At 61.4% G+C, this 22515-nt stretch carries 20 protein-coding genes, 1 tRNA gene and 1 pseudogene; 14 read left to right on the top strand and 8 right to left on the bottom strand.

Annotated elements, in window-relative coordinates:
- Positions 1 to 152: 152 nt before the first annotated feature.
- Positions 153 to 794, bottom strand: coding sequence for an HD domain-containing protein (locus tag ACQKEN_RS18590; RefSeq protein ID WP_427687741.1), 642 nt, complete (start codon positions 792 to 794; stop codon positions 153 to 155).
- Positions 795 to 1097: 303 nt separating this feature from the next.
- Here ACQKEN_RS18590 and rarD point away from each other — a divergent pair, with 303 nt between their 5' ends.
- Positions 1098 to 1982 carry an EamA family transporter RarD gene (rarD, locus tag ACQKEN_RS18585; RefSeq protein WP_427687729.1) on the top strand — a complete coding sequence of 295 codons (885 nt, stop codon included), beginning with the start codon at positions 1098 to 1100 and terminating at the stop codon, positions 1980 to 1982.
- Between the two features lie 24 nt (positions 1983 to 2006).
- Here rarD and zapE read toward each other — a convergent pair whose 3' ends face one another.
- Both zapE and ACQKEN_RS18575 read right to left on the bottom strand, forming a co-directional pair.
- Positions 2007 to 3128, bottom strand: coding sequence for a cell division protein ZapE (gene zapE, locus ACQKEN_RS18580; RefSeq protein ID WP_427687727.1), 1122 nt, complete (start codon positions 3126 to 3128; stop codon positions 2007 to 2009).
- A 9-nt stretch (positions 3129 to 3137) separates the two neighbouring features.
- The gene (locus tag ACQKEN_RS18575) at positions 3138 to 4346 is read right to left on the bottom strand and encodes an MFS transporter (protein WP_427687739.1); all 1209 of its coding nucleotides are present in this window, start codon (positions 4344 to 4346) and stop codon (positions 3138 to 3140) included.
- A gap of 204 nt (positions 4347 to 4550) precedes the next feature.
- Between ACQKEN_RS18575 and ACQKEN_RS18570 the strand changes: the two genes are divergently transcribed.
- The 3 genes and pseudogenes from ACQKEN_RS18570 (at position 4551) to ACQKEN_RS18560 (ending at position 8272) form a co-directional block, all read left to right on the top strand.
- Positions 4551 to 5996 carry a SulP family inorganic anion transporter gene (locus ACQKEN_RS18570; protein ID WP_427687725.1) on the top strand — a complete coding sequence of 482 codons (1446 nt, stop codon included), beginning with the start codon at positions 4551 to 4553 and terminating at the stop codon, positions 5994 to 5996.
- A gap of 338 nt (positions 5997 to 6334) precedes the next feature.
- Positions 6335 to 7414 (top strand): annotated as a pseudogene (locus ACQKEN_RS18565) (sensor histidine kinase); the annotation flags it as partial.
- A gap of 63 nt (positions 7415 to 7477) precedes the next feature.
- Positions 7478 to 8272, top strand: a complete 795-nt coding sequence (locus tag ACQKEN_RS18560; RefSeq protein ID WP_427687737.1) for a methyl-accepting chemotaxis protein — start codon at positions 7478 to 7480, stop codon at positions 8270 to 8272.
- A gap of 6 nt (positions 8273 to 8278) precedes the next feature.
- Here ACQKEN_RS18560 and ACQKEN_RS18555 read toward each other — a convergent pair whose 3' ends face one another.
- Positions 8279 to 8842, bottom strand: coding sequence for a cysteine hydrolase family protein (locus ACQKEN_RS18555; RefSeq protein WP_427687723.1), 564 nt, complete (start codon positions 8840 to 8842; stop codon positions 8279 to 8281).
- A gap of 123 nt (positions 8843 to 8965) precedes the next feature.
- Positions 8966 to 9889, bottom strand: a complete 924-nt coding sequence (locus tag ACQKEN_RS18550) for a LysR family transcriptional regulator (protein ID WP_427687735.1) — start codon at positions 9887 to 9889, stop codon at positions 8966 to 8968.
- Positions 9890 to 10008: 119 nt separating this feature from the next.
- Here ACQKEN_RS18550 and ACQKEN_RS18545 point away from each other — a divergent pair, with 119 nt between their 5' ends.
- The gene (locus tag ACQKEN_RS18545; RefSeq protein WP_427687721.1) at positions 10009 to 10758 is read left to right on the top strand and encodes a 3-oxoacyl-ACP reductase family protein; all 750 of its coding nucleotides are present in this window, start codon (positions 10009 to 10011) and stop codon (positions 10756 to 10758) included.
- Positions 10759 to 10923: 165 nt separating this feature from the next.
- Positions 10924 to 11013 (top strand) — tRNA-Ser (locus tag ACQKEN_RS18540).
- A gap of 135 nt (positions 11014 to 11148) precedes the next feature.
- Here the strand turns inward: ACQKEN_RS18540 and ACQKEN_RS18535 are convergent.
- The gene (locus ACQKEN_RS18535) at positions 11149 to 11607 is read right to left on the bottom strand and encodes a hypothetical protein (protein ID WP_427687719.1); all 459 of its coding nucleotides are present in this window, start codon (positions 11605 to 11607) and stop codon (positions 11149 to 11151) included.
- Between the two features lie 672 nt (positions 11608 to 12279).
- Here ACQKEN_RS18535 and ACQKEN_RS18530 point away from each other — a divergent pair.
- The 8 genes from ACQKEN_RS18530 (at position 12280) to ACQKEN_RS18495 (ending at position 18834) form a co-directional block, all read left to right on the top strand.
- On the top strand, positions 12280 to 12774 hold the full coding sequence (locus ACQKEN_RS18530; RefSeq protein ID WP_427687717.1) for a helix-turn-helix domain-containing protein: 495 nt from the start codon (positions 12280 to 12282) through the stop codon (positions 12772 to 12774).
- Between the two features lie 67 nt (positions 12775 to 12841).
- Positions 12842 to 13276 carry a DUF4124 domain-containing protein gene (locus tag ACQKEN_RS18525; protein WP_427687715.1) on the top strand — a complete coding sequence of 145 codons (435 nt, stop codon included), beginning with the start codon at positions 12842 to 12844 and terminating at the stop codon, positions 13274 to 13276.
- A gap of 155 nt (positions 13277 to 13431) precedes the next feature.
- Entirely contained in the window at positions 13432 to 13830 is a 399-nt protein-coding gene (locus tag ACQKEN_RS18520; protein ID WP_427687713.1) for a YybH family protein, read from the top strand.
- A gap of 187 nt (positions 13831 to 14017) precedes the next feature.
- Positions 14018 to 15520, top strand: a complete 1503-nt coding sequence (locus ACQKEN_RS18515) for a purine-cytosine permease family protein (protein WP_427687711.1) — start codon at positions 14018 to 14020, stop codon at positions 15518 to 15520.
- Positions 15521 to 15747: 227 nt separating this feature from the next.
- On the top strand, positions 15748 to 16041 hold the full coding sequence (locus ACQKEN_RS18510) for a DUF6388 family protein (protein ID WP_133776608.1): 294 nt from the start codon (positions 15748 to 15750) through the stop codon (positions 16039 to 16041).
- Positions 16042 to 16173: 132 nt separating this feature from the next.
- A complete protein-coding gene (locus ACQKEN_RS18505; RefSeq protein ID WP_427687709.1) occupies positions 16174 to 16863 on the top strand; it encodes a crotonase/enoyl-CoA hydratase family protein in 690 nt (229 codons plus the stop codon).
- A gap of 151 nt (positions 16864 to 17014) precedes the next feature.
- Positions 17015 to 17770 carry a lysophospholipid acyltransferase family protein gene (locus tag ACQKEN_RS18500; protein WP_427687707.1) on the top strand — a complete coding sequence of 252 codons (756 nt, stop codon included), beginning with the start codon at positions 17015 to 17017 and terminating at the stop codon, positions 17768 to 17770.
- A 92-nt stretch (positions 17771 to 17862) separates the two neighbouring features.
- Positions 17863 to 18834 carry a magnesium and cobalt transport protein CorA gene (locus ACQKEN_RS18495; RefSeq protein WP_427687705.1) on the top strand — a complete coding sequence of 324 codons (972 nt, stop codon included), beginning with the start codon at positions 17863 to 17865 and terminating at the stop codon, positions 18832 to 18834.
- A 595-nt stretch (positions 18835 to 19429) separates the two neighbouring features.
- Here the strand turns inward: ACQKEN_RS18495 and ACQKEN_RS18490 are convergent.
- Both ACQKEN_RS18490 and ACQKEN_RS18485 read right to left on the bottom strand, forming a co-directional pair.
- On the bottom strand, positions 19430 to 20152 hold the full coding sequence (locus ACQKEN_RS18490; RefSeq protein ID WP_427687704.1) for an amidotransferase: 723 nt from the start codon (positions 20150 to 20152) through the stop codon (positions 19430 to 19432).
- A gap of 161 nt (positions 20153 to 20313) precedes the next feature.
- Positions 20314 to 22458 carry a 3-hydroxyacyl-CoA dehydrogenase NAD-binding domain-containing protein gene (locus ACQKEN_RS18485; RefSeq protein ID WP_427687702.1) on the bottom strand — a complete coding sequence of 715 codons (2145 nt, stop codon included), beginning with the start codon at positions 22456 to 22458 and terminating at the stop codon, positions 20314 to 20316.
- Between the last annotated feature and the right edge of the window lie 57 nt (positions 22459 to 22515).

Below are 22515 nucleotides of genomic sequence, written 5' to 3'. Positions count from 1 at the left end.
AGCGAGACCGGAGTGAAGGTACTCCGACGAAGGAGGAGCCCAACCAGGAGCAAGCACCCTTGGTTACTTGGGGTGCTTTTCCAAGTAACTCGCCGGAGGCGAAAGGTCTGCCCCCAGGCAGACGCCCTTGATCTTAAGGACGTTGATCCAGATCACCCCTTCCAAGCCGACTGCCGAATAATCTCCACAAAACTCAGCGGCTTGAAAGAAGGATCCTCATCCACCAACACATCCGCATTCACCGTACCAAACGTCGTATCCGGTTTATGCCTAAACCCATTGGCAAACGCACACAGAATGCATTCCTTGAACCCCTCACCGCGCGGGTGAGCATGGGTCACCACCTCACGCTGCTCATCACTGAACTGTGCGTAATGAATGCCCAGCACATCCATCTCGACACCCGCCGTCACCAGCGCCACATTCGGCCGCAAATGCTCAGGCACGCCCGGCGTCGTGTGCAGCGCAATCGACAACCAGACCTGCTCCATATCCCCCTCGGACAACCCAAACGGCTGCATGAACGCCCGCGCCGCGTTGGCCGAATCCACCTCGAAACGCAGGTCCGCGCTGCGATGCTGCTCCACCAGACCCAAATCATGAAACATCGCACCAACGTAAAGCTGCTCGGCGTCGTAGGCCAGCCCCTTGCGCTCGCCCGTCAGCGCGCCCCACAAAAACACCCGACGCGAATGATTGAACAGCAGGTCATCTTGCTGATCGCGGATGTACTCGGTGGTGGCGCGGGCCAGCGCGCTGTCGGGGATCTTGATACCGGCGATTGATTGACTCATGGGAAATCTCTCCAGCGGCCGCACCGGTGTGGCGCGTTGAAGAGAAGTCTGGGCGACGAGACCCAATGGCTCAATCGGCACGCGGTCTCGTTCTCTGCCAAACGTGCATCGTTTACTGCCAGCTCACCTGCGGTTTACCAGATTGCTGCGGACCGACTGCACGACCTCGGATAAACTCTGCGCCGTTGCAGTGCGCTATGCCTCAAGAAGCGCCTCAAAAAGTGCCATCAAAGCGTGCGAACGAGCCCGCCGATAAAAGCATTCCTGCCCCCAATCCTGATGCATCGAAAACAAGGAGCCCCTGTGTACAAGGGCGTTGCGTTATCGGTCATGGCCTCCTGCCTGTTCGCGGTCATGTACTACTACACCTCATTGCTTACGCCATTGAGCGGTGAAGAAATCTTCGGTTGGCGCATGCTGCTGACGCTGCCCTGCGTGACGCTGTTCATGCTCTCCACTGGAGACTGGAAACTCGCCCGCGCCCTCGCCGTCCGGGTGCGTCAGACGCCTGCCCTGCTGGCGGCCATGGCACTGTCGGCGACGTTGATGGGCGCGCAATTGTGGCTGTTCATGTGGGCGCCGCTGCACGGCCGCAGTCTGGAGGTGTCGCTGGGGTATTTTCTGCTGCCGCTGACCATGATCCTCACCGGACGCGTGGTGTACGGCGAGCACCTGTCGCACCTGCAGAAAATTGCCGCGTGCTGCGCGCTGGTCGGGGTCGGCAACGAGCTGGTACGTCTGGGCAGTTTTTCCTGGGAAACCCTGCTGGTCTGCCTGGGGTATCCGCTGTACTTCGTGCTGCGGCGCAAGCTCAAGACCGACAACCTCGGCGGTCTGTGGTGGGACATGCTGCTGATCCTGCCCGTCGCGGTGTTGTTCATCTGCCAGGGCAACCCCTCGGTGGTGGAACAGTTCCCACGGTTTTATGTGCTGATCCCGGTGTTGGGGGCGATCAGTGCGTCGGCGCTGGTCAGCTACATCCGCGCCAGCCGCCTGCTGGCGTTCAGCGTGTTCGGCCTGCTGAGCTACGTCGAGCCGGTGCTGCTGGTCGGCGTCGCCCTGCTGCTGGGTGAATCCATCGGCCGCGATGAATGGATGACCTACCTGCCCATCTGGCTGGCGGTCATGGTGCTGGTGGGAGAAGGCGCCAAGCATGTGTTGGCCCAGCGACGACGCAACAGCGTGTGAATTGAAGACTGCTCGTGGGCAGCGTTAATGACCGAACCGCGCCAGCTGCATCTCCTGCAACCGGCTCAGGGTGCGTCGAAACGCGAACGCCAGATAGCCTTCGGTGTACAGCTCGGCCATCGGCATCGCCGCTTCGATGTACAGCGGGACCTTGCGGTCGTAGCACTCGTCGACCAGCGCGATGAAGCGCCGCACGCCGTCGTCGTAAGGCGAGAGCTGCGGCAGCTCGCGGTCCCCCGCCGTGACCTGTTCAACGCCATCCTCGGTACCGCGGGCGATGCGCCCCTCGCGCTGGGGTGCGCTCAGCGCCGGCACCTCACTCAACAAGACCGCTTTGTAGCGATCGCACAGCTCGATGAAATCCATCGCCGCGAGCGGTTGCTCGCACAGGTCGGCATAGCGGCACCAGATCACCGTGCGACTGCTGCGCACCACCGGCACATGGCGACGACCCAGCGGCACCGGCTGAATCGAGACCGACTCCCCGCTGCTCAACGCCTCGAACACTTCCACCAGCGCGCTCGGCCCCGTCTGCGCTTTTACCCAATAGCGCTGCTGCGCCTGACCGGGATGCAGCCGGTGGTCCTCGCCGCCGTCGACCGAGACCACCTCCATGAAGTGGTTGATCGCCGTGATCGCGGGCACGAAACGCTCGCGGTTATGACCCGTGGCGTACAGTTGTTCGGGCAATTGATTGGAGGTGCAGACCAGCACCACGCCCTCGTCGAACATCGCGCGCAACAGGCCGCCGAGAATCACCGCGTCACCGATGTCGTTGACGAACAACTCGTCGAAGCACAGCACGCGCACGTCCTGGGCAAGCTCCCGGGCCAGCACCTGCAGCGGTTTGGCCACACCGGTCAGCTGGAACAGGCGCTGATGCACCCATCGCATGAAGTGATGAAAATGCTGGCGCCGGGCCGGAACCTGCAGGCTGTCGTAAAAGCGGTCCATGAGCCAGGTCTTGCCGCGCCCCACCGGCCCCCACAGATAAACGCCCTTGACCGCGCCGCCGCGCTTGCCGTCGTTCAGCGCCTGCCAGCACGCCTGCAGGTGCAGCGCGGCATTGCGCTGGGCCTCGTCCGGCTGAAAACCCTGGACATCAACGGCCTGCTGCCAGGCCTCAAGCGGAGACAGAACGGTCATCGAAACGCTTCACTGCGCAGCGGAGTTTTGGTCGTGGCGTCTGGAATACGAGGCGCCCAACAGATAGAAACAGCCGCCCGCAATGATGAACGCCGCCAGCATGTAAAACATGAAATGCGCCGACTCGGTCGCCAGTGCGAAGCCGCACAACACCGGCCCCAGCGCGCCGCCGAGATTGGAGAGGTTCTGCGCACCGTAATACATGCCGCGCAAATGGGTCGGCGCGATGCGGTCGATGAACATGTATTCGGCCGGGAACACGATGATCTCGCCCAAGGTGAATACCGCCACCGCCAGCGACCAGTGCAGCACCGTGGTCGACATGGCAAACCCGACCACGCCCATCAGGAACAGGCTGAAACCTGCCGTGAGCCACTGATTCAGGTACTGATGGCTGATGCGTTTGCCGACCAGGTACTGCAAGCAGATCACCACGGCGGCATTCACCGCAACCACCGAGCTGATCACCTGATAGGTGAATTCCGGCGAGCTGGTGGTGACCAGGTATTGCGACAGGTACGCGGTGAATTGTCCGAACACCACCGCGCTGAGCACGCCGCCGACGGTGAAGCACACCAGTCGGTAGTCCTTGAGCAGGATGCGCCCGACGGCAATAAAGGAAATCGGTGCATTGGCCGGGTCCGCCGAACTCAACTTGCGATCTCCGTACATCGCGTAGACCAGCAAGAAGCCCAGGCCCAGCGCCGCCGACATCACAAAAGGCAACTTCATGTTCCAGTGGGCCAGCCCCGCGCCAATGAAGGGGCCGACGGCATAGCCGATGTTGATGAGTGTGTAACGCACCGAAAACACTTTGCTCTGATCGGCCACCGGCAAGAGCTTGCCAAACGCCGCCTTGACCACGATATCGATGACCGAATACGCGAAATTGAACGACACCAGAAACAGGAAAAACAGCCACAGCTTGCTGGTCACGCACATGCCGATGAAGCCGGCGACGAAGAACCCGGTGAAGCACAGAATCAATCGATAGCTGGACAGTTTGTCGGTCAGGTAGCCGCCGTACAGGCTCAGCAACGAGCCGACAATCAGCGCACCGCCGACGACCATGCCGATGTCGCTCATGCTCAAGACGAAATTCGAAGACAGGTAAATCACGAGGTACGGCAGGGTTATTGCCCTGCCCAGCGTCAGAAAAAGCGACGACGAAAGCAGGAGATTGACTGAAGCCGGGTAGTGTCTGAGCGCAGCGAGCATCCGTGTTCTGTCCTTCATGACGTGCCGAGCCTTGGTGACGCGAATCGGCGAGCTGTTTGAGTCAAACATCGTTACACAATCGGCGGTGACAGGACACCTGAAGAATGAGTGAAGCGCGTCAGGATGCGGCATTCCTCCGACTGGTCGTCTGCGTTCACATTCCGTAACATCCGCATCTTTTGCACGCCGCCCGCTAGGTACTCAATGAAACCCGCACGTCTTCGCGCCGATGTCCTCGCCGGACTCACCACCTCTTTCGCCCTGGTGCCCGAGTGCATCGCCTTCGCGCTTGTCGCGCACCTCAATCCGCTGATGGGCCTGTACGGGGCGTTTATCATCTGCACGCTGACCGCGCTGTTCGGCGGCCGTCCCGGCATGGTCTCCGGTGCGGCGGGTTCGATGGCGGTGGTCATCGTGGCGCTGGTAGTGCAGCACGGCGTGCAATACCTGCTGGCGACGGTGTTGCTGGGCGGGTTGGTGATGATCGCGTTCGGACTGCTGCGCCTGGGCAAACTGGTGCGGATGGTGCCGTATCCGGTCATGCTCGGGTTCGTCAACGGCCTCGCAATCGTCATCGCCATGGCGCAGCTGGAGCATTTCAAAAGCGGCGAAAGCTGGCTCAGTGGTACGCCGCTGTACCTGATGATCGGCCTGGTGGCCATGACCATGGCGGTGGTGTATCTGCTGCCGCGCCTGACCCGCTCGGTGCCGCCGGCGCTGGTCGCCATCCTCGGCGTCGGCCTGCTGGTGTACCTGTTCGACCTGCCGACGCGCACCCTCGGCGACATGGCGCACATCGCCGGCGGTCTGCCAAGCCTGTCGCTGCCGGACGTGCCGTGGAATCTGGAGACCCTGCGCATCATCGCGCCCTACGCCATCCTGATGGCGCTGGTCGGTCTGCTGGAAACCCTGCTGACCCTGAACCTCACCGATGAAATCACCGAAAGCCGCGGCTACCCCGACCGCGAGTGCGTCGCCCTCGGCGTCGCCAACCTGGCTTCCGGCCTGTGCGGCGGCATGGGCGGCTGCGCAATGATCGGCCAGACCGTGATCAACTTGAGTTCCGGCGGCCGCGGTCGTCTGTCTGGCATCGTCGCCGGGGTGATGATCCTGATGTTCGTGCTGTTCCTGTCGCCCCTCATCGAGCGCATTCCGCTGGCGGCGCTGGTCGGCGTGATGTTCGTGGTCGCCCAGCAGACCTTCGCCTGGGCCTCCCTGCGCGTGCTGCGCAAAGTGCCGCTGAATGACGTCTTCGCGATCATCGCCGTGACCATCGTCACCGTCCTCACCGACCTGGCCACAGCGGTGCTGTTCGGCATCCTCATCGCGGCGCTGAACTTCGCCTGGCAACAGGCCCGCGAGCTGTACGCCGACAGCCATATCGAGCCCGACGGCAGCAAGATGTATCACCTGCACGGCACGCTGTTCTTCGCCTCCACCACGCCGTTCCTCGATCAGTTCGATCACCTCAACGATCCGCAGCAGGTCACGCTGGATTGCCGACATCTGATCTTCGTGGATTATTCGGCGATCGCCGCGCTGAAAACCTTGCGCGAGCGGTATCACAAGGCGGGGAAACACCTGCGCGTGGTGCATCTGTCGGAACGCTGCAAAAAACTGCTCAAGCGCGCGGGTGTGCAGCACGCCTGAGGCGAGCCACCCCCGAATGATGCGCCGCGCCGGGCGTGACGGCTCGGCACTGCGCGTCGAGCAACTGGCGCAGGCCTCACCCCAGTGACGAGGGGTCGCCACTTTTCTGCGCACCGGCAAAACATTTGTTCCAAAAAGACTCACTTTTTGTACACAACTGCCGGCACCACCTCCTTGGGATCATTCATCCCGTCCTCACAAACAGGCCCCATGTGGCGCAAGGCCAGCCGCCAAAGCAAGTTGACCACTTGATCAGCTCCGTGGCCCGGTAATTGCTCCGGGCAAGCCATCAGCACTGTTCCGTTCTGGTTGTGCGCTTTGGTTTTGCGGAGTTTTCTATGCCTGTCTGGCGAAAGAGTATTCAGTGGCAGCTGACATTGAGCATGGGGGCCGCGTTGGTGATCAGCAGCCTGATCGTGATCGCCATCTACGCGTTCGCGCTGAACAAACTGACCGACCGCTACCTGTTGCAGCAGGCGATGCCAGCCAGCGTCGACGCGATCCGCAACGATCTCGAACGGTTACTGGCGGCGCCCCTGACGGCAGCCAGCGACATCGGTGACAACACGCTGGTTTCCGAATGGCTGGGCAACGGCGAGGATGCCGCCCAGCAGCCTGCATTCATTCGTTATCTGGCGAAGGTGCAGCAACAGCACAACGCGCTGACGACCTTCATCGTCGCCAAGGACACCGGCCACTACATCACCAACAAAGGCGCCGACCGCACCCTCCAGCGCGGCCCGGCGGAGAACGGCTGGTTCTATGGATTTCTCGACAGCAACAAGCAGCGCTCGCTGGACATCGATATCGATGCCACGACCAAGGTGCCTACGCTGTTTATTAACCAGCGCATCGAGCACAACGGCACCGTGGTCGGCGTGGCCGGATTGGGTTTCAGCATGAGCGCGCTGTCGCAGATGGTCCGAGACTTTCACTTTGGCGAGCACGGCCAGGTGTATCTGGTCAGCCAGGACGGCCAGGTCAAGGTCCACCCGAACGCCGAGCTGAACGATCGCCAATCCCTCACCCAATTGGTGGGCGATGCTGCAGCGCGCAACCTGCTGGCAGGCAACGGAAACGGTCAGGCGCTTGAGTTCGAACGCAATGGCGAGGCGTACGTGGCGGTCGCCAAACCCGTCGCCTCGCTGGGCTGGACGCTGGTGAGCGAGGTGCCACTGGCCGAAGTGTATGGCCCGGCCAAGGATGCGTTGAGGACCATTTCGGCGATCAGTCTGGCGGTGGTGTTGTGCTTCCTCGGCTTCGTCGCCTGGATTGCGCGCGGCATTGTCCGTCCGATCCAGCAGGTGACGACGGCACTGGTAGACATCGGCGGCGGCCAGGGCGACCTGACCCGACGTCTGGATGACAGCCGTGCGAACGAGCTGGGCGATCTGGCCCGTGGCTTCAATCGATTCATCGAAAGCCTGCGTTTGCTGATCGGCGATGCGCTCAAGACCAGCGAGCAATTACGCCACAGCGTGATGGATGTCACCCGGGTGGTCGACAGCACGTCAACCCGTGCGATGCAGCAACAGCAGATGACTGACATGGTCGCCACCGCTGTTCATGAAATGGGCCTGACTGTGCAGGAAATCGCGCGAAATGCGGGCGCCGCTGCCGACGTCTCGCGTAGTACCCAACAGGAAGCGGTGTCCGCGAAAAAGGTGGTAGGGGAATCCCTCGGGCATATTCAGAGCATGTCCGACGGTGTCGGCACAGCGGCCGGCGCGGTCGAGACCCTGGCGACGCAGATTTCCACCATCGATCAGGTGCTCAGCGTGATTCGCAGCATCTCCGAGCAGACCAACCTGCTGGCGCTGAATGCGGCCATCGAAGCGGCCCGTGCCGGCGAGATGGGCCGGGGCTTCGCGGTGGTCGCCGATGAAGTTCGCACCCTGGCTGGCCGTACACAGAGCGCCACCTCGGAGATCCAGCAAATGATGGGCGAGCTCAAGAGCGGCGCCGATCAGGCAGTCACCTCGATGCGCGCCGGACAAGCCGCGACGGGCACCGGGGTCGAAGCCAGCCGTCGCACCGGCAATTCGCTGGATGCCATCGCCGGCCATGTCGAAGAACTCACCGATCGCAACCAGCAGGTCGCCGCCGCCACCGAGGAACAGAGCACCGTGACAGAAGAGATCAACCGCAACGTGCAAGGCATTGCCGACCTGGCGCAGTCAACGGTCAGCGATGTCAAAGCCTGTCGGGAAGATTGCCTGAAGCTGTCGGAACAGGCCGAGCACCTTGGGGCGCAGATGGCGCGCTTTCGCCTTTGAAAACGTTCACGTTGCACAAGCGCGCACAATAGCCTCGGTCGCCACCACCTGCGCGTACTCACCGTGCAGGTTGGCCAGCGACATCGCGTGAATGTCTTCGGCACTGCGTGGCTGTCCGAAGAAGTCCGCGCCGTCGAAGGTGAAGCAGGCGTCATGGGGCACGATGACCTCGAAGCCGAGGTTTCCGCCAGTGCGCGCGGTCGACTCCACGGAATTGTTGGTCACCACGCCGACGATCACCACCTGATTGATCCCGTCCGCCCGCAGCCAACCTTCCAGCGCCGAATGGCAGAACGCGTCGGGCACCTGTTTGTGCAGCTCGCCTTCGTCATCCCACGGCATAAACGCCGGTTGAAACTCGACACCGGACTGCTGCGGCCAGAACACCGAGTCCGGTGAGCGGGAGAAATGCCGCACGTGAATCACCGTCCGCCCGCTGTCGCGCCAGGCGCTCAACAGTTCCAGCATCCGCTGCTCGGCGTCAGGGTTGTTGCGCCGGCCCAGCTTTGGGTGGTTGATCCCCTGCTGCATGTCGATGAGGACCAGCGCGGCTTTCGGTTGGATGTGCATGTGTGTTCCTATCAAGACCTTGGTGCAGTGAACTTGCTCGCTATTGCATCGTGTCAAAAACTTCAGTGTCTGCTGAGACGGCCTCTTCGCGGGCAAGCGCGCTCCTACAGGGGATTGCGCAGCTCAAATGGCGCTGAAATGCCGCGCCCATTGCTGCTCGGCGAACTGTTCGATGATGAAGTCGACGAACGCGCGAGTCTTGCCCGGCAGTAGTTTGTGCCCACTGTAATAGATGGAAATGTTGCCGTCCTCGACATACCACTCGGGCAGCACCCGCTGCAGCGCACCGCTGCGCAGGTACGGCAGGGCAAACGGCATGCTCACCAGCGCAACCCCCAAACCCTGACTCGCCGCGCGGCAGGCAGCCTCGGAATCACTCAGGGTCATGCGCACCTTCATGCGCAACGGGCTTTGCTCATGACTGCGATGGCTCAATGGCCAGGAACGGATACGCCCGGTTTGCGGGGAACGGATCAGAATGCCGTCGCACTCGTGCAAGTCGTCCGGATGCATGATCCCTTCGTGGGCTTGCAGCCACTGGGGCGACGCCACCAGCACGCGGTGGGCAGGCGCGAGTTTGCGCGCGACGACGCCCTGGGGCAGATCGAAGCCGCCGCCGATGGCCGCGTCGAAGCCCTGCCCGATCAGGTCCACCTGCCGGTTATCGAAGTGCCAGTCGGGGGTGATGGCCGGATAGCGTTGCAGGAAATCGGCCAGCAGCGGCACCACATACAGACAGCCGAACATGGTGCCAACGCTGACTTTCAAGGTGCCGGCGGGACTGCCTTCGGCACTGGCCAGGTTGGCGACAGCGTTCTGAATGGTATTGAGGCTGGCACTGACCTCGCCGAGGAAACGCTGGCCGGCTTCTGTCAGCGTCAACTTGCGCGTGCTGCGTTGAAACAGTCTTACCCCCAGCTTCGCCTCAAGTTTGGCGACGCTCTTGCCCACGGCGGCAGGCGTCAGGCTCAAGCGGCGTGCCGCCTCGGCAAAGCTGCCGACCTCGGCACTGCGCACGAAGCATTCTATGCTGCTGAAGTTTTCCATCGCGCCCACTCACAACTTCCGGTTTACACAGACTATCTCGATTACCGGCTACCGGACGGGTAATCCTCGGCAGATACTCGTGTCCATCAACCCACTCCTCACATTCATCGGAGATCGACATGACCCATCCCACCAATCTGATCGGCAAAACAGCCTTGGTACAAGGCGGCTCTCGCGGCATCGGCGCTGCGATCGTCAAACGGCTGGTCGAACAAGGCGCAGCAGTGGCCTTCACCTTCGTCAGCTCGCAAGCCAAAGCGCAAGAACTGCAAGACAGCATCACCGCAGCCGGCGGCAAAGCCCTGGCCATCAAGGCCGACAGCGCCAACGCCGAAGACATTCGCGACGCCGTCGCCAAGACGGTGAAGGCGTTCGGCGGCCTCGATATTCTCGTCAACAACGCCGGCGTCCTGGCCATCGCGCCGCTCGACGAATTCACCCTCGAAGACTTCGACCGAACCCTGGCCATCAACGTACGCAGCGTGTTCATCGCCAGCCAGGAAGCCGCGAGACACATGAAAGAAGGCGGTCGCATCATCAACATTGGCAGCACCAACGCCGACCGCATGCCCTTCGCCGGTGGCGGCGTCTACGCCATGAGCAAGTCGGCGCTGGTCGGCCTGACCAAAGGCCTGGCCCGTGACCTCGGCCCGCGCGGCATCACCATCAACAACGTCCAGCCCGGCCCGGTCGACACCGACATGAACCCGGCCGACAGCGACTTCGCCGAAACACTGATGGGCCTGATGGCTATTCCGCGCTACGGCAAATCCGAAGAAATCGCCGCCATGGTCGCCTACCTTGCCGGCCCCGAAGCGGGCTACGTCACCGGCGCCAGCCTGACCATCGACGGCGGCTTCGGCGCCTGATCTCAGCGCCCTCGCCCTCGACGCGAAGCCCCGGACCTCAATGACGAGTCGGGGGCTTCGCGCTTTTTGCTTAAGCGCATGAAAATTCTGAAAAAAAGTTTTGCCTTCGCCAAAGCTTTCGACTACATTAGCGCGCCTCGACAGACTGAACGTCTGAAGAGATACGGTGAAGTGTCCGAGTGGCTTAAGGAGCACGCCTGGAAAGTGTGTATACAAGAAATTGTATCGAGAGTTCGAATCTCTCCTTCACCGCCACATTAAAAAGATCCCCGCAACGCTTATGGCGTGCGGGGATTTTTGTTTCTGGGGTGTTTACCACACCGCGTCTGCACGGGCCGAGTCGGCTGGCAGAGTGGCAACTCATCCGGTTGCCGCCAACTGCCCCACTCCTCAGTCACCCTCATCTAGCTGGTTCAAACTGACCCGATAAGACTGAAGCCCGTCAGTCGGTGTGTACTGTTTGCTGAAGTATCGATAGACCGAGCCCCTCACAGTGATACCGACGCCGTTAGCCGTATCACGGACCACCACGTCCTCAAGGGCGCTGTCGGTGATCATGAATGAATTCCGCGTGTTCAGTTCCTTGAGTATTTCCTCGTCAGAGCCCGCGATCGGGCTGCTGAGATAAAACCGCAAGGTGTCCAGGTCGGTTGCAGGTGCGCCATAGTAGGTGACGTACACCCATGCGCCGCGCTTTAGCTGATGTTTGAGCACCAGTTCACCTGCATCGGCGATGCCGCCCAAGACATGTTCGAGCAGGTAGTAAACAAGCAACACGCTCAGTAAAGCCCAGAAGAGAAACTTGTAGACAGCGCGGGGGCTTGAAACCGTTGGATGGTGACTCTTCATTCCTTAATATGTCCTTGCGGTTAAGCGACAGCTCAAACATCTCTGCTTGATCTGATGGAACGGTGAATCGTCCGAACGTACCAGCCCCTTCGTGAGTTCAAACAGCGTCTGCAAAGAATGGGTGGTCGCCGAGAAGGTGTTTCGAGCTCGCAATCCTGGGCGTCGCGCGTCGCGGGGGCACCTTGGCAGCAAGTGTCCAGGGCGTGACAAATTGTGTGTGAGCCTGACTTGTTTTGAAAGGCCCGATCCTGACAGACCAGCAGACGCTGTTTGTAGGAGATAGCCAGTCGTTCTGAGGCCACGCTATCGCCGGTTAAACACTGCTCATTCAGAGGGTGGCCGGGACGGCCGGTCCGCATAGGGTCCGCGAGCCTTTGCTCGCCGGTATGTTTAAGCCGCGCACCCCCTGCCCCGCGCCCTCCCACCCTGCAAACGACCACGTGACCCAACCCACCGGAATAACTAGAATCGCCCCGCGTTTATTTTTCCACGCAAGGCGTCGGAAAAATCTCCATTTGGGTGTCTGAGCAGCTAAGGTCTACCCGTCGTACTGTGAATGACTCCAATTCCTGTACACGGCTAGCGCTACACCAAAAAAACAGTCCGTATTCCGGCCCCCATTGCGCACCCGCGAGAGACACATGCAGGGTGCGAATTCGCAGGAGAAGGTAGATGAATGGCATCGGTAAACGTTTGCGCCAAGAAAGAAAACGTCTGAAATTGACACAAAGCGCAATGGGCGCGATTGGGGGTGTTGAAGCCAACGCCCAAGGGCATTACGAAAGCGGGCAGCGATTGCCCAGGGCGGATTATCTGTTCAAGATCGCCGCCGCCGGCGTGGACATTACCCGCGTCGTGACCGGGGTAGATGCCTCGGCCCGCCCTGAAATGCCCACTTTTTCGACGATGCAGACGAGTCAGGACACGGGCACTGCAGCGGACCTCGACAGCTCGGAAAGCATGGTGAAAATCATCAGCCAATTGCGACAGAGTCTGTGGATCACGGCGAACGCGTTGTGCGAAGTGACCCGACTGGTGAATCCCGAAGAGCCGCGCTCGAGCGCCGATCATGTCGAAGATCACCTGAAGGTGTTGCAAGGCGACGCCGACATGTTCGCGGCACTCGCGCTGGCGAAAGTCCAGAAAGCCGCCCACGAAACCCACTGATCCCGATCAGCGTCACTGACAGCCGAACCTATCAGATGGTAGCCTTGCGCCATCCAGGGAGGTTTCGATGATCAGATTTCCAGCGCTGCCCTCAGCGGTCATTATGTTGCTCTTGTGCAATGTGGCAAACGGCGACGTCTACAAGTGCGTCGCCGCCAACGGCGCCATCAGTTTCGCCCAAAGCCCATGCCCAACGTACGTTGGCGAATCCACGGTGCAGCGACCGCCTCCGTCCCGGCTTTCCAGCGAGTGGGAAGAAACCGATTTCCCCTATCGCTTGAACAAGAACGCCACGGATATTCTGCAAGTCAGCCGACGCAGGAAGCTGATCATCACCAACGAGCGGGAGATCGCTGATCGCCTGCAAAGCATTCGCCCGCCTCCCCCCGGCCTCCCCTCGACGTGCGTTGCCCCTCGTTACGACAGCGCCTGCTTCGACCCCTCCGGCGGCCGTGTTCGTCAGCCCGTCAAGAGCGGCCTGATGAAATCCGCAGGAAACTGACCACGCACCGCTGCTCGCTGCTCGCTGCTCAAGGCTTGCAGCTCAGGAATACTTCTCAATTTTCTGAACTAAGTTTTTACCCGCGCCGATGTGACGCCCCGTGAGAGCTGCTTAAAGTCAGGCCCCATCGCCAGAATCACAAAAACGAGCCGGCCATGACCTCCACCGACACCCGCCACGATGCCGTTCAACACGCTGCACAAACGCTCATCGACGCATTCGCCAGCAACGACACGGATGCCTACTTCGCCGCATTCGCCGAAGACGCCACTTTCCTTTTTCACACCCTGCCTGCGCCCCTGCTGTCCCGCGCCGCTTACCGCGATGTGTGGGCTGGCTGGCAGGCCGACGGCTTTGCGGTTCTCGGTTGTCAATCGCGCAACGCGCACATCAGCCTGCAGGGCGATGTCGCAATTTTCATGCACGACGTCGACACCCACGTCCGCTTCGGCGATGAAGAAAGCCATTTCAGCGAACGCGAAACCATCGTCTTTCGGCAATATGGCGCGCGCTGGCTGGCCTGCCACGAACACCTGTCGGTGAAAACAGGCTAGCGCGGACGCGCGCCATCAATGGCGAGTGGCCCTTAGAGGCTGCCGCACTCACAACCCACTGCTTTACCTGATTCAGGGTCGCAATGCCGACCACTGCCAATGCCACGATCGGATTCACCGGTCGAGATAACGGGCCTGCGCTTGTGCGCCGGCCTTATAAAAACACGACAGCGCGCAGGAACATCCCATGCCTCACCCCACCACCACGATCGAAACCTTCGGGGTCGAACAGATCCCCGATCATCAGCGCGACGCTGCGCCCCTCGACCTGTTTCGTCTGACCTTCGGCGGCGCAAACACTTTCGCCACGGCAGTGTTGGGCAGCTTTCCAGTGCTGTTCGGCCTGTCGTTCCAGGCCGGCGTCTGGGCCATCCTGCTGGGTGTCGTGCTCGGGTCGATCATCCTTGCGCCGATGGGTCTGTTCGGCGCCCTCAACGGCACCAACAACGCGGTATCGTCCGGCGCGCACTTTGGCGTTCACGGGCGCATCGTTGGCTCGTTTCTGTCGCTGCTCACGGCGGTGGCGTTCTTCTCACTGTCGGTCTGGAGCTCGGGCGACGCCTTGATCGGCGGGGCCAAACGCATGGTCGGCCTGCCGGAAAACGACATCACCCTGGCGCTGGCCTACGGTGTTTTCGCCGTGCTGGTGTTGGTGGTGTGCATCTACGGTTTCCGCTTCATGCTGTGGGTCAACAAGATCGCGGTGTTCGCTTCAAGCCTGCTGTTCCTGCTGGGCCTCTTTGCCTTCGGCGGCAGCTTCGATGCGGGCTTCGCCGGCACGGTCAGTCGTGGCAGCGAGGGCTTCTGGGCGGCGTTCATCGGCGCTGCGCTTCTGGCAATGAGCAATCCGGTGTCGTTCGGCGCCTTTCTCGGTGACTGGTCGCGCTACATCCCACGCCAGACATCGAAAAAACGCATCATGGCGTCGGTGTTTCTGGCGCAGATCTGCACGCTGATTCCGTTTCTGTTCGGACTCTGCACAGCGACCATCGTCGCCACCCAGGCGCCGCAATACATCACGGACAACAACTACGTCGGCGGCCTGCTGGCAGTCTCGCCCAGTTGGTTCTTTCTGCCGGTGTGCCTGATCGCGATCATCGGCGGGATGTCGACCGGCACGACGTCGCTCTACGGCACCGGGCTGGACATGTCGAGCATGTTTCCGCGCCTGCTCAATCGCGCCCAGGCGACGATTCTGATCGGCATCGCTGCGATTGCCTTCATCTTCATCGGCCGTTTCGCCTTCAATCTGGTGCAAAGCGTCTCGACTTTCGCGGTGCTGATCGTGACATGCACCTCGCCGTGGATCGTCATCATGGTGCTGGGCCTGATCGTTCGCCGCGGCTTCTATCACCCGGCGGACTTGCAAGTGTTCACCCGTGGCCAGAGCGGTGGTCACTATTGGTTCGAGCATGGGTGGAACTGGCGCGGCCTGGGCGCGTGGCTTCCGAGCGCGGCGGTGGGCCTGTGCTTCGTCAACTTGCCGGGGCAGTTTGTCGGTCCACTGGGGAATCTGGCGGGCGGTATCGACATCAGCCTGCCGATCGCCCTGGGCCTGGCGGCGCTGCTGTACATCACCCTGCTGCGCACCTTTCCGGAACCGATTGGCGTGTATGGCGCCCACGGTCCGCACCCTTTGTTGGGCGATAACGCGCATCGCAATGTGAAGAAGCCGATGGCAATCGGTTGATATTCCGACGCCGTTGACCGAGGGCTCGCTGCACAGCGGGCCCTTTTTATCTGTCCACTGCGGCGCTCTTCATTCAGCGGCTTGAGCCCGAGGCTACCCCGACCGACGGGCCGTGTGCCGCTGGCGCCGGTGATTTACATCACGCACAATCGCCGCTTGCCTCATTTCCCCAGCAGCATCCCACCCACAGCAACACGTCAGCTCGACCCACAGGAGATCACCCCCGCATGAACGCAAACGACTGGACCGAAGCTGCCCTGGCGAAGTACATCGAGACCAATCCGATGTTGCAGGCTGAAATCCAGGATTTGAGCCCGAAAGAACAGCAACAGCAGACCCTCTGGGCCTTCGAAGACGAAGCCGAAGCCCAGGGCATCCCGACCTGGGAGCTGGCGCTGACCTTTATTGCCGAAACCCCCGAGCAACTGAAGGAGTTGCGTCTTGCTGCGCACAAGGAAGCGGCCGAGGCACTGGACATGGACTGGGAAGAGTACTGCGAACTGAACGAAGTCGAGGTTTAACCGCACCGCGCCCTCTCAGGGTCGCCAGCGTGGGCGACCCGACCCCTGACTTGCCAGTCATCCTTTGCGCTTTACCTTGCCCTGCCGGGTGGGTAACGTCTGCGCCACTTCAAAACAAAAAGGACTCGCTCCATGAGTGATTTGGTCGCCTATCAACTGGATGACGGCGTTGCGACGCTGACCCTGGCCAACGGCAAGGTCAACGCCATCAGCAACGACGTGGTCGCCGCGTTCAATGCCGCACTGGACCGCGCCGAGCAGGACCGCGCCGTGGTGATCATTACCGGTCAGCCGGGCATTCTCTCGGGCGGGTACGATCTGAAAATCATGACCTCGTCGCCGGAAGCCGCCATGGCCTTGGTCGCCGAAGGCTCCACACTGGCGCGGCGGATGCTCTCTTTCCCGTTCCCCATCGTGGTCGCGTGCGGCGGTCATGCCGTCGCGAAAGGCGCCTTCCTGCTGTTGTCGGCAGATTACCGTATCGGCGTCGAAGGCCCGTTCAGCATCGGTCTGAACGAGGTGCAAATCGGCATGACCATGCACCACGCCGGCATCGAACTGGCCCGTGACCGTCTGCGCAAAAGTGCCTTCGGTCGCTCGGTGATCTGCGGCGAGATGTTCGACCCCAAGGGCGCCCTGCAAGCCGGGTTCTTCGACAAGGTCGTCGCCCCGGAAGAACTCGTCGAGGCCGCGCGCACGGTGGCGCTGCAGATGAAAAAGATCAACATGCGCGCTCACAAGCAGACCAAGTTGAAAGTACGCAAGGAATTCCTCGAGACCCTCGACCGGGCCATCGAGCTGGATCGTCAGATCCCGCTGTGAGGGATCACCGACCACGCGCTGCATGGCTTGCGGCGCGTTTACCCTGAAACATCCCGTTAAATTCCTGTTCTTCCGCCCGGCCCGTGGGCGATTGCCGATTTCAGTGCACATCCGTACACTGCGCGGCTTTTCGCCTGCCGAGTGGGTTTTCATGCTGTTCGTTCTGCGTATGTTGTTGATGGGCCTGCACTTTCTCGTCGCTGGCGCCCTGGGGCTTTTGCTTGGCCTGTGCCGCCCGTTCAACCCTGACAACAGCCGCCTGTGCGCGCGCCTCTACGCCCTCCCCGCCATGGGGATTCTCGGACTGCGCCTGAATGCGCAGCTCAGCCCGCAGTTCGAGCAGGCCAGGCCTTGCGTGATCATCTGTAACCATCAGTCCAACTACGACCTGTTTGTCCTCGGCAACATCGTGCCGCCGCGCACGGTCTGCATCGGCAAAAAAAGTCTCAAGTGGGTGCCGTTCTTCGGCCAGCTGTTCTGGCTGGCGGGCAACGTGCTGATTGATCGCGGCAACCCGCAGCGGGCGCGTCGCGCCATTCTCCAGACCACAGACACCCTGCAGCACAAGGACACGTCCATCTGGGTGTTCCCCGAAGGCACGCGCAACAAGGGCGAAGAACTGCTGCCGTTCAAGCGCGGCGCGTTTCAGATGGCGATCGAGGCCGGTGTGCCCATTGTGCCCGTCTGCGTAAGCACCTACGTGCGCAGCATGGATTTGAATCGATGGAACAGTGGCGAGGTGATCATCCGCACGCTGCCCGCTATCCCGACCGCGAACCTGAACAGCGAAGACATCCCGCAACTCATCGCGCTGTGCCACGGCCAGATGCAGACCTGCATCGCCAGCATGGACGCGCACGTCCGCGGGTCCGCCACCGCCATCCAAACAGACGCTGAACGGCACTGAAAAAACCTGCGAACTCGTTTAAATCCGCCGACTCTGATCAGGGAGCGCGCTAAGCTGCGCGTCAGTTCTCCCTAAAAGAAGAAGCAGACATTATGGGTCGAGTGGTTGCCGCTGCCGTTTACAGTGCCGGAAAGAAAGTCACCAACATTTCCCTCGACGAGGGCGCGGCCTGGGCGGCGAAACCCGGGCATTTCGTCTGGATCGGCCTTGAGCAGCCAGACCTCGAACAACTGACCACCCTGCAGCGGCAGTTCAATCTGCACGAGCTGGCCATCGAAGACGCACTGGAAGTCCACAGCCGGCCGAAGCTGGAGACCTTCGGTGACGCACTGTTCATCGTGACTTACGCGCCGATCCGCGAGAACGGCAAGCTGATCTTCATCGAGACCCACATCTTCGCCGGCAAGGGCTACATCATCACCTCGCGCAACGGCGATTCGAAGTCCTACGGGGTGGTGCGTCAGCGCTGTGAGGCCCGGCCGTTGCTGCTGGAGCACGGTGAAGATTTCGTGCTCTATGCGCTGCTCGATTTCGTCACGGAGAATTACCAGCCGGTTACCGAATCGATTCACTGCGAGCTCGAAGAGCTTGAGCACAACGTGCTGCGCAAGGACCTCAACGAATCCGACATCCACCGCATTCATGCCCTGCGTCGGGACCTGCTGCGCCTGCGCCGCTACGTAGCCCCCATGGTCGAGATCGGCGAGGAACTGCAGAAGCTCAGCTTCCCCTTCATCGACAAGAACATGCGCCCGTACTTCCGTGACGTGGAGATCCACGTCAAACGGCAGATGGAAGACCTTTCCAACCTGCGCGACATCGCCAGCCAGACCATCGAAATCAGCCTGCTGCTGGAATCTTCGCGGCAGAGTCTGACCCAGCGCAAATTTGCCGCCTGGGCCGCGATTCTGGCTTTCCCTACCGCTATCGCCGGGATCTACGGGATGAATTTCCAGAACATGCCCGAGCTGACCTGGCACTACGGGTACTACATGGTGTTGGGTGTCATCGTCGGCGGGTGCGGGGTTCTGTTCGCAAGCTTCAAGCGGTCGGGGTGGCTTTGAACATTCTCCTGCTTCGAGTCATACACGGCCTGTAGGAGCCGGCTTGCTGGCGAACGCGTATGCACGGACGACCCTTACGCGTCGGATGTACCGGCCTATTCGCGGGCAAGCGCGCTCCTACACCGATCGGCGGCAAACAGTGAGATCTGGTGGCAGACGCTGGTCTTTTCCTGGCTGAAGCCTGTCTACAGAAACACCGCGTACTTTAGTGGGACCGGCTTTAGCCTGGAAGACGTCGGGTGTAACACCGCACAGCAATTGACGTACTGCAGATCTGTAGGAGCGCGCTTGCCCGCGAATGCGTAGTCACGGACGACCATTATGCGTCGGATGTACCGGCCTCTTCGCGGGCAAGCGCGCTCCTACACCGATCGGCGGCGAACAGTGAGATCTGGTGGCAGACGCTGGTCTTTTCCTGGCTGAAGGCTGTCTACAAAAACACCGCGTACTTTAGTGGGACCGGCTTTAGCCGGGAAGTGGCCGGTGTGAGCAACATCAATCTTGCAGTGTGACGACTGACGCGTTCCCGGCTGAAGCCTGCCGTACAGAATGAAGGCGGTCCTACAATGACCATCTCACCCGGCCAACCGCGCGCTCAGCTCACCGGCCGCTTGTTCGCCACAAACCGCATCATCCATTCAGCCACTGCCGTGCCGTGATGGTCTTCTTCAAGGCTCGCAATGCCCTTGCCGTACACCTGCTCGCCCAACGCGTCCTGACGGATGTCGAGCAGCGTGCGCGAGTAGTCGTGGATGAATTCCGGATGACCCTGGAAGCACAGCACCTGATCGTTGATGTGATACGCAGCGAACGGGCAGAACTCGCTGGTGGCAATGACCGATGCGCCCTCAGGCAACGCCGTGACCTGATCCTGATGGCTGATCAGCAGCGTGAGCTTGTCCAGCGCCGGCGTCATCCAGGGTTGGGTCGGTGAGAGGTTGTAGTGATGAATGCCGACGCCCCAGCCCTGGGAGGCGCGCTCGGTCTTGCCGCCCAGCAGCAGCGCCAGCAACTGATGGCCGAAACACACGCCGAGCAATTTGTCGCCGCGCTTGTAGCGTTCGAGCAGATACGTCTTGAGGGTTTCGATCCACGGATCGGTGCCAAAGGAATCGGCCTTGGAGCCGGTGATCAGATACGCGTCGAACTGCTCGTCATCCGGCGGGTAATCGCCCTGCATGACGTTGTAGACGACAAATTCCGCAGGCACCGGCTGGCGGGCGAAGAGCTTCTCGAACATCCGCCCGTAACCCTGGTATTGATCGACCAGTTCCGGGCGAAGTACGTCGGTTTCCAGAATGCAGATGCGTAACGACATAAAAATCCCTGAAGCGACAAAGCGAAAATGCGTGGGCCCAAGCCTGCCTTGAAGGCCAGGGCAAGGCAAGGCCCAGTTAAGGCGTTGGGCCGTCGTCAGCTGAACCCACGCTGTACTTCTTTTAATGGAATCAGCCCTTCATACGCCACAACGAGGAGTTGTTACTGGAACAGCGTCCCCTCCTCCGCTTTCTCCAGCAGCAACGCAGGCGGCTGAAAGCGTTCGCCGTAGCGTTCGGCCAGGGCGCGGGCGCGGTTAATGAACGGTTTCAGTCCGTATTGATTGACGAACTGCAGCGCCCCGCCAGTCCAGGCCGGGAAGCCGATGCCAAGCATCGAACCGACGTTGGCGTCCGCCGTAGAGCGCAGCACACCCTCTTCCAGGCAGCGCACGGTTTCGAGGGCTTGAATGAACAGCAAGCGGTCGCGAATATCCTGACCACTGATCTGGGCCTCGGGCTTCTCGAAGCGGATTTTCAACTCGGGCCACAAGTGCTTGGGCGCGGCGTCGGGATAGTCGTAAAAGCCGCCGCCGGAGGTTTTCCCTGCGCGATCGAATTCATGCAACAGCTGCTCGATCACCGCGTCGGCCGGATGCCCGGCAAGCTCAGCGCCCTGCTCGGCCAGGTCCTTGCGCATCTGCTGGCGAATCTGACTCATCAGCCTCAGCGACACTTCATCGGACACCGCCAGCGGCCCCACAGGCATCCCGGCCTTGCGCGCCTCGGTCTCGATCATCGGCGCACTGACGCCCTCGCCGAGCATGGCAATGCCTTCGTCGGCGTAGGTGGCGAATACCCGTGAGGTGAAGAAGCCACGTGTGTCGTTGACCAGAATCGCAGTCTTGCCGATCTGCTGAACGAAGTCGAAGGCCCGCGCCAGGGTCATGTCGTTGGTGCGCGCGCCCTTGATGATTTCCACCAGGCGCATCTTCTCCACCGGACTGAAAAAATGCAGGCCGATGAAGCGCTCCTGCCGACTGATGGCGCTGGCGAGGCCCGTGATCGGCAGCGTCGAGGTGTTGGACGCAATCACCGCATTGGGCACCACCACTTGCTCGGCGGCGGCGCTGACCTGCGCCTTCAGCTCGCGATTCTCGAAGACCGCTTCGATGATCAGGTCGCAGCCTTCGAGATCGCTGTCGCGGCCCGTCGGCTTGATCCGGCCCAGTACGGCGTCGCGCTGAGCCTCGGTGATGCGGCCGCTGGCAAGCTGCTTGTTCAGCCGTCGCGCCGAGTAATCCTTGCCCTTCTGCGCTGCCGCCAGATTCACGTCCTTAAGAATCACGCTGACGCCTGCCACCGCCGTGACATAAGCAATCCCGCCGCCCATCAAGCCTGCCCCGAGGATGCCGACCTTGCGCATGTTGAACACCGGTGGCGCCTTGGGCCGCGCCTCTGCGGCCTTGACCCGGTTGAGCTGAAACCAGCTGCCGATCATGTTCTTGGCGACGGGGCCGGTGGCGAGTTCGGTGAAGTAACGCGCCTCGATTTTCTCTGCCGTATGGAAATCCACCTGGGCGCCTTCCACAGCCGCGGCCAGGATCTTCTCCGGCGCCGGGTAGCAACCCCAGGTTTTGCTGCGCAAAATCGACGGCGCGATGGCCAGCATTTGCGCCACCTTCGGGTGCGCAGGCGTGCCGCCGGGCAATTGAAACCCCGGTTGATCCCAGGCTTTGATCGGGGCCGGATTGGCCAGAATCCACTCACGCGCCTTGGTCATGAGGTCATCGCCGTCGCCGGCCAACTGATCGATCACACCCGTTTTCAACGCGTGCTCAACGCCCATGGTCCGGCCTTCCATCAGCAACGGCAGCGCTTTCTCCAGGCCCAACATGCGCACCAGCCGCACGGTGCCGCCGCCGCCCGGGAGCAAACCGAGGGTGACTTCCGGCAGGCCCAGTTTCACGTGCCCGCCGCTGGTTGCGATGCGATGGTGACAGGCCAGGCACAGCTCCAGGCCACCGCCCAGTGCCGAACCCTCGATGGCCGCCACCACCGGCTTACCGAATGTTTCCAGCGCACGAAGCTGGGCCTTGAGGTCCATGGTCATCTGGTAGAAGGCGGCGGCGCGGGCGGCGTCGACCTGACTCAGCTCGTTGAGGTCGCCACCGGCAAAGAAGGTCTTCTTCGCCGAGCGGATGATCACACCGGCGATGACCTCTTTGTCCGCCTGAAGGCGCTCGAGCGTCTCGGCCATGGCCTGGCGATACGCCGCGTTCATGGTGTTGGCCTGCTGGCCGGGCATGTCGAGGGTCAGGGTGACAATCTGATCCGGGCCGTTTTCGTAGCGGATGGCATCGCTCATGCGGTCTTTCTTCCTGAAACTGTTATCGGATAAAGGCGGTCGGCGAAGGGCTTGGCG

Origin of the sequence: Pseudomonas sp. NPDC078416 (genome assembly GCF_050268485.1) — a bacterium.
Lineage (GTDB): Bacteria > Pseudomonadota > Gammaproteobacteria > Pseudomonadales > Pseudomonadaceae > Aquipseudomonas.
The sequence above is the reverse complement of the archived record's forward strand: the minus strand, read 5'-3'. Positions and strand labels throughout refer to the sequence as shown.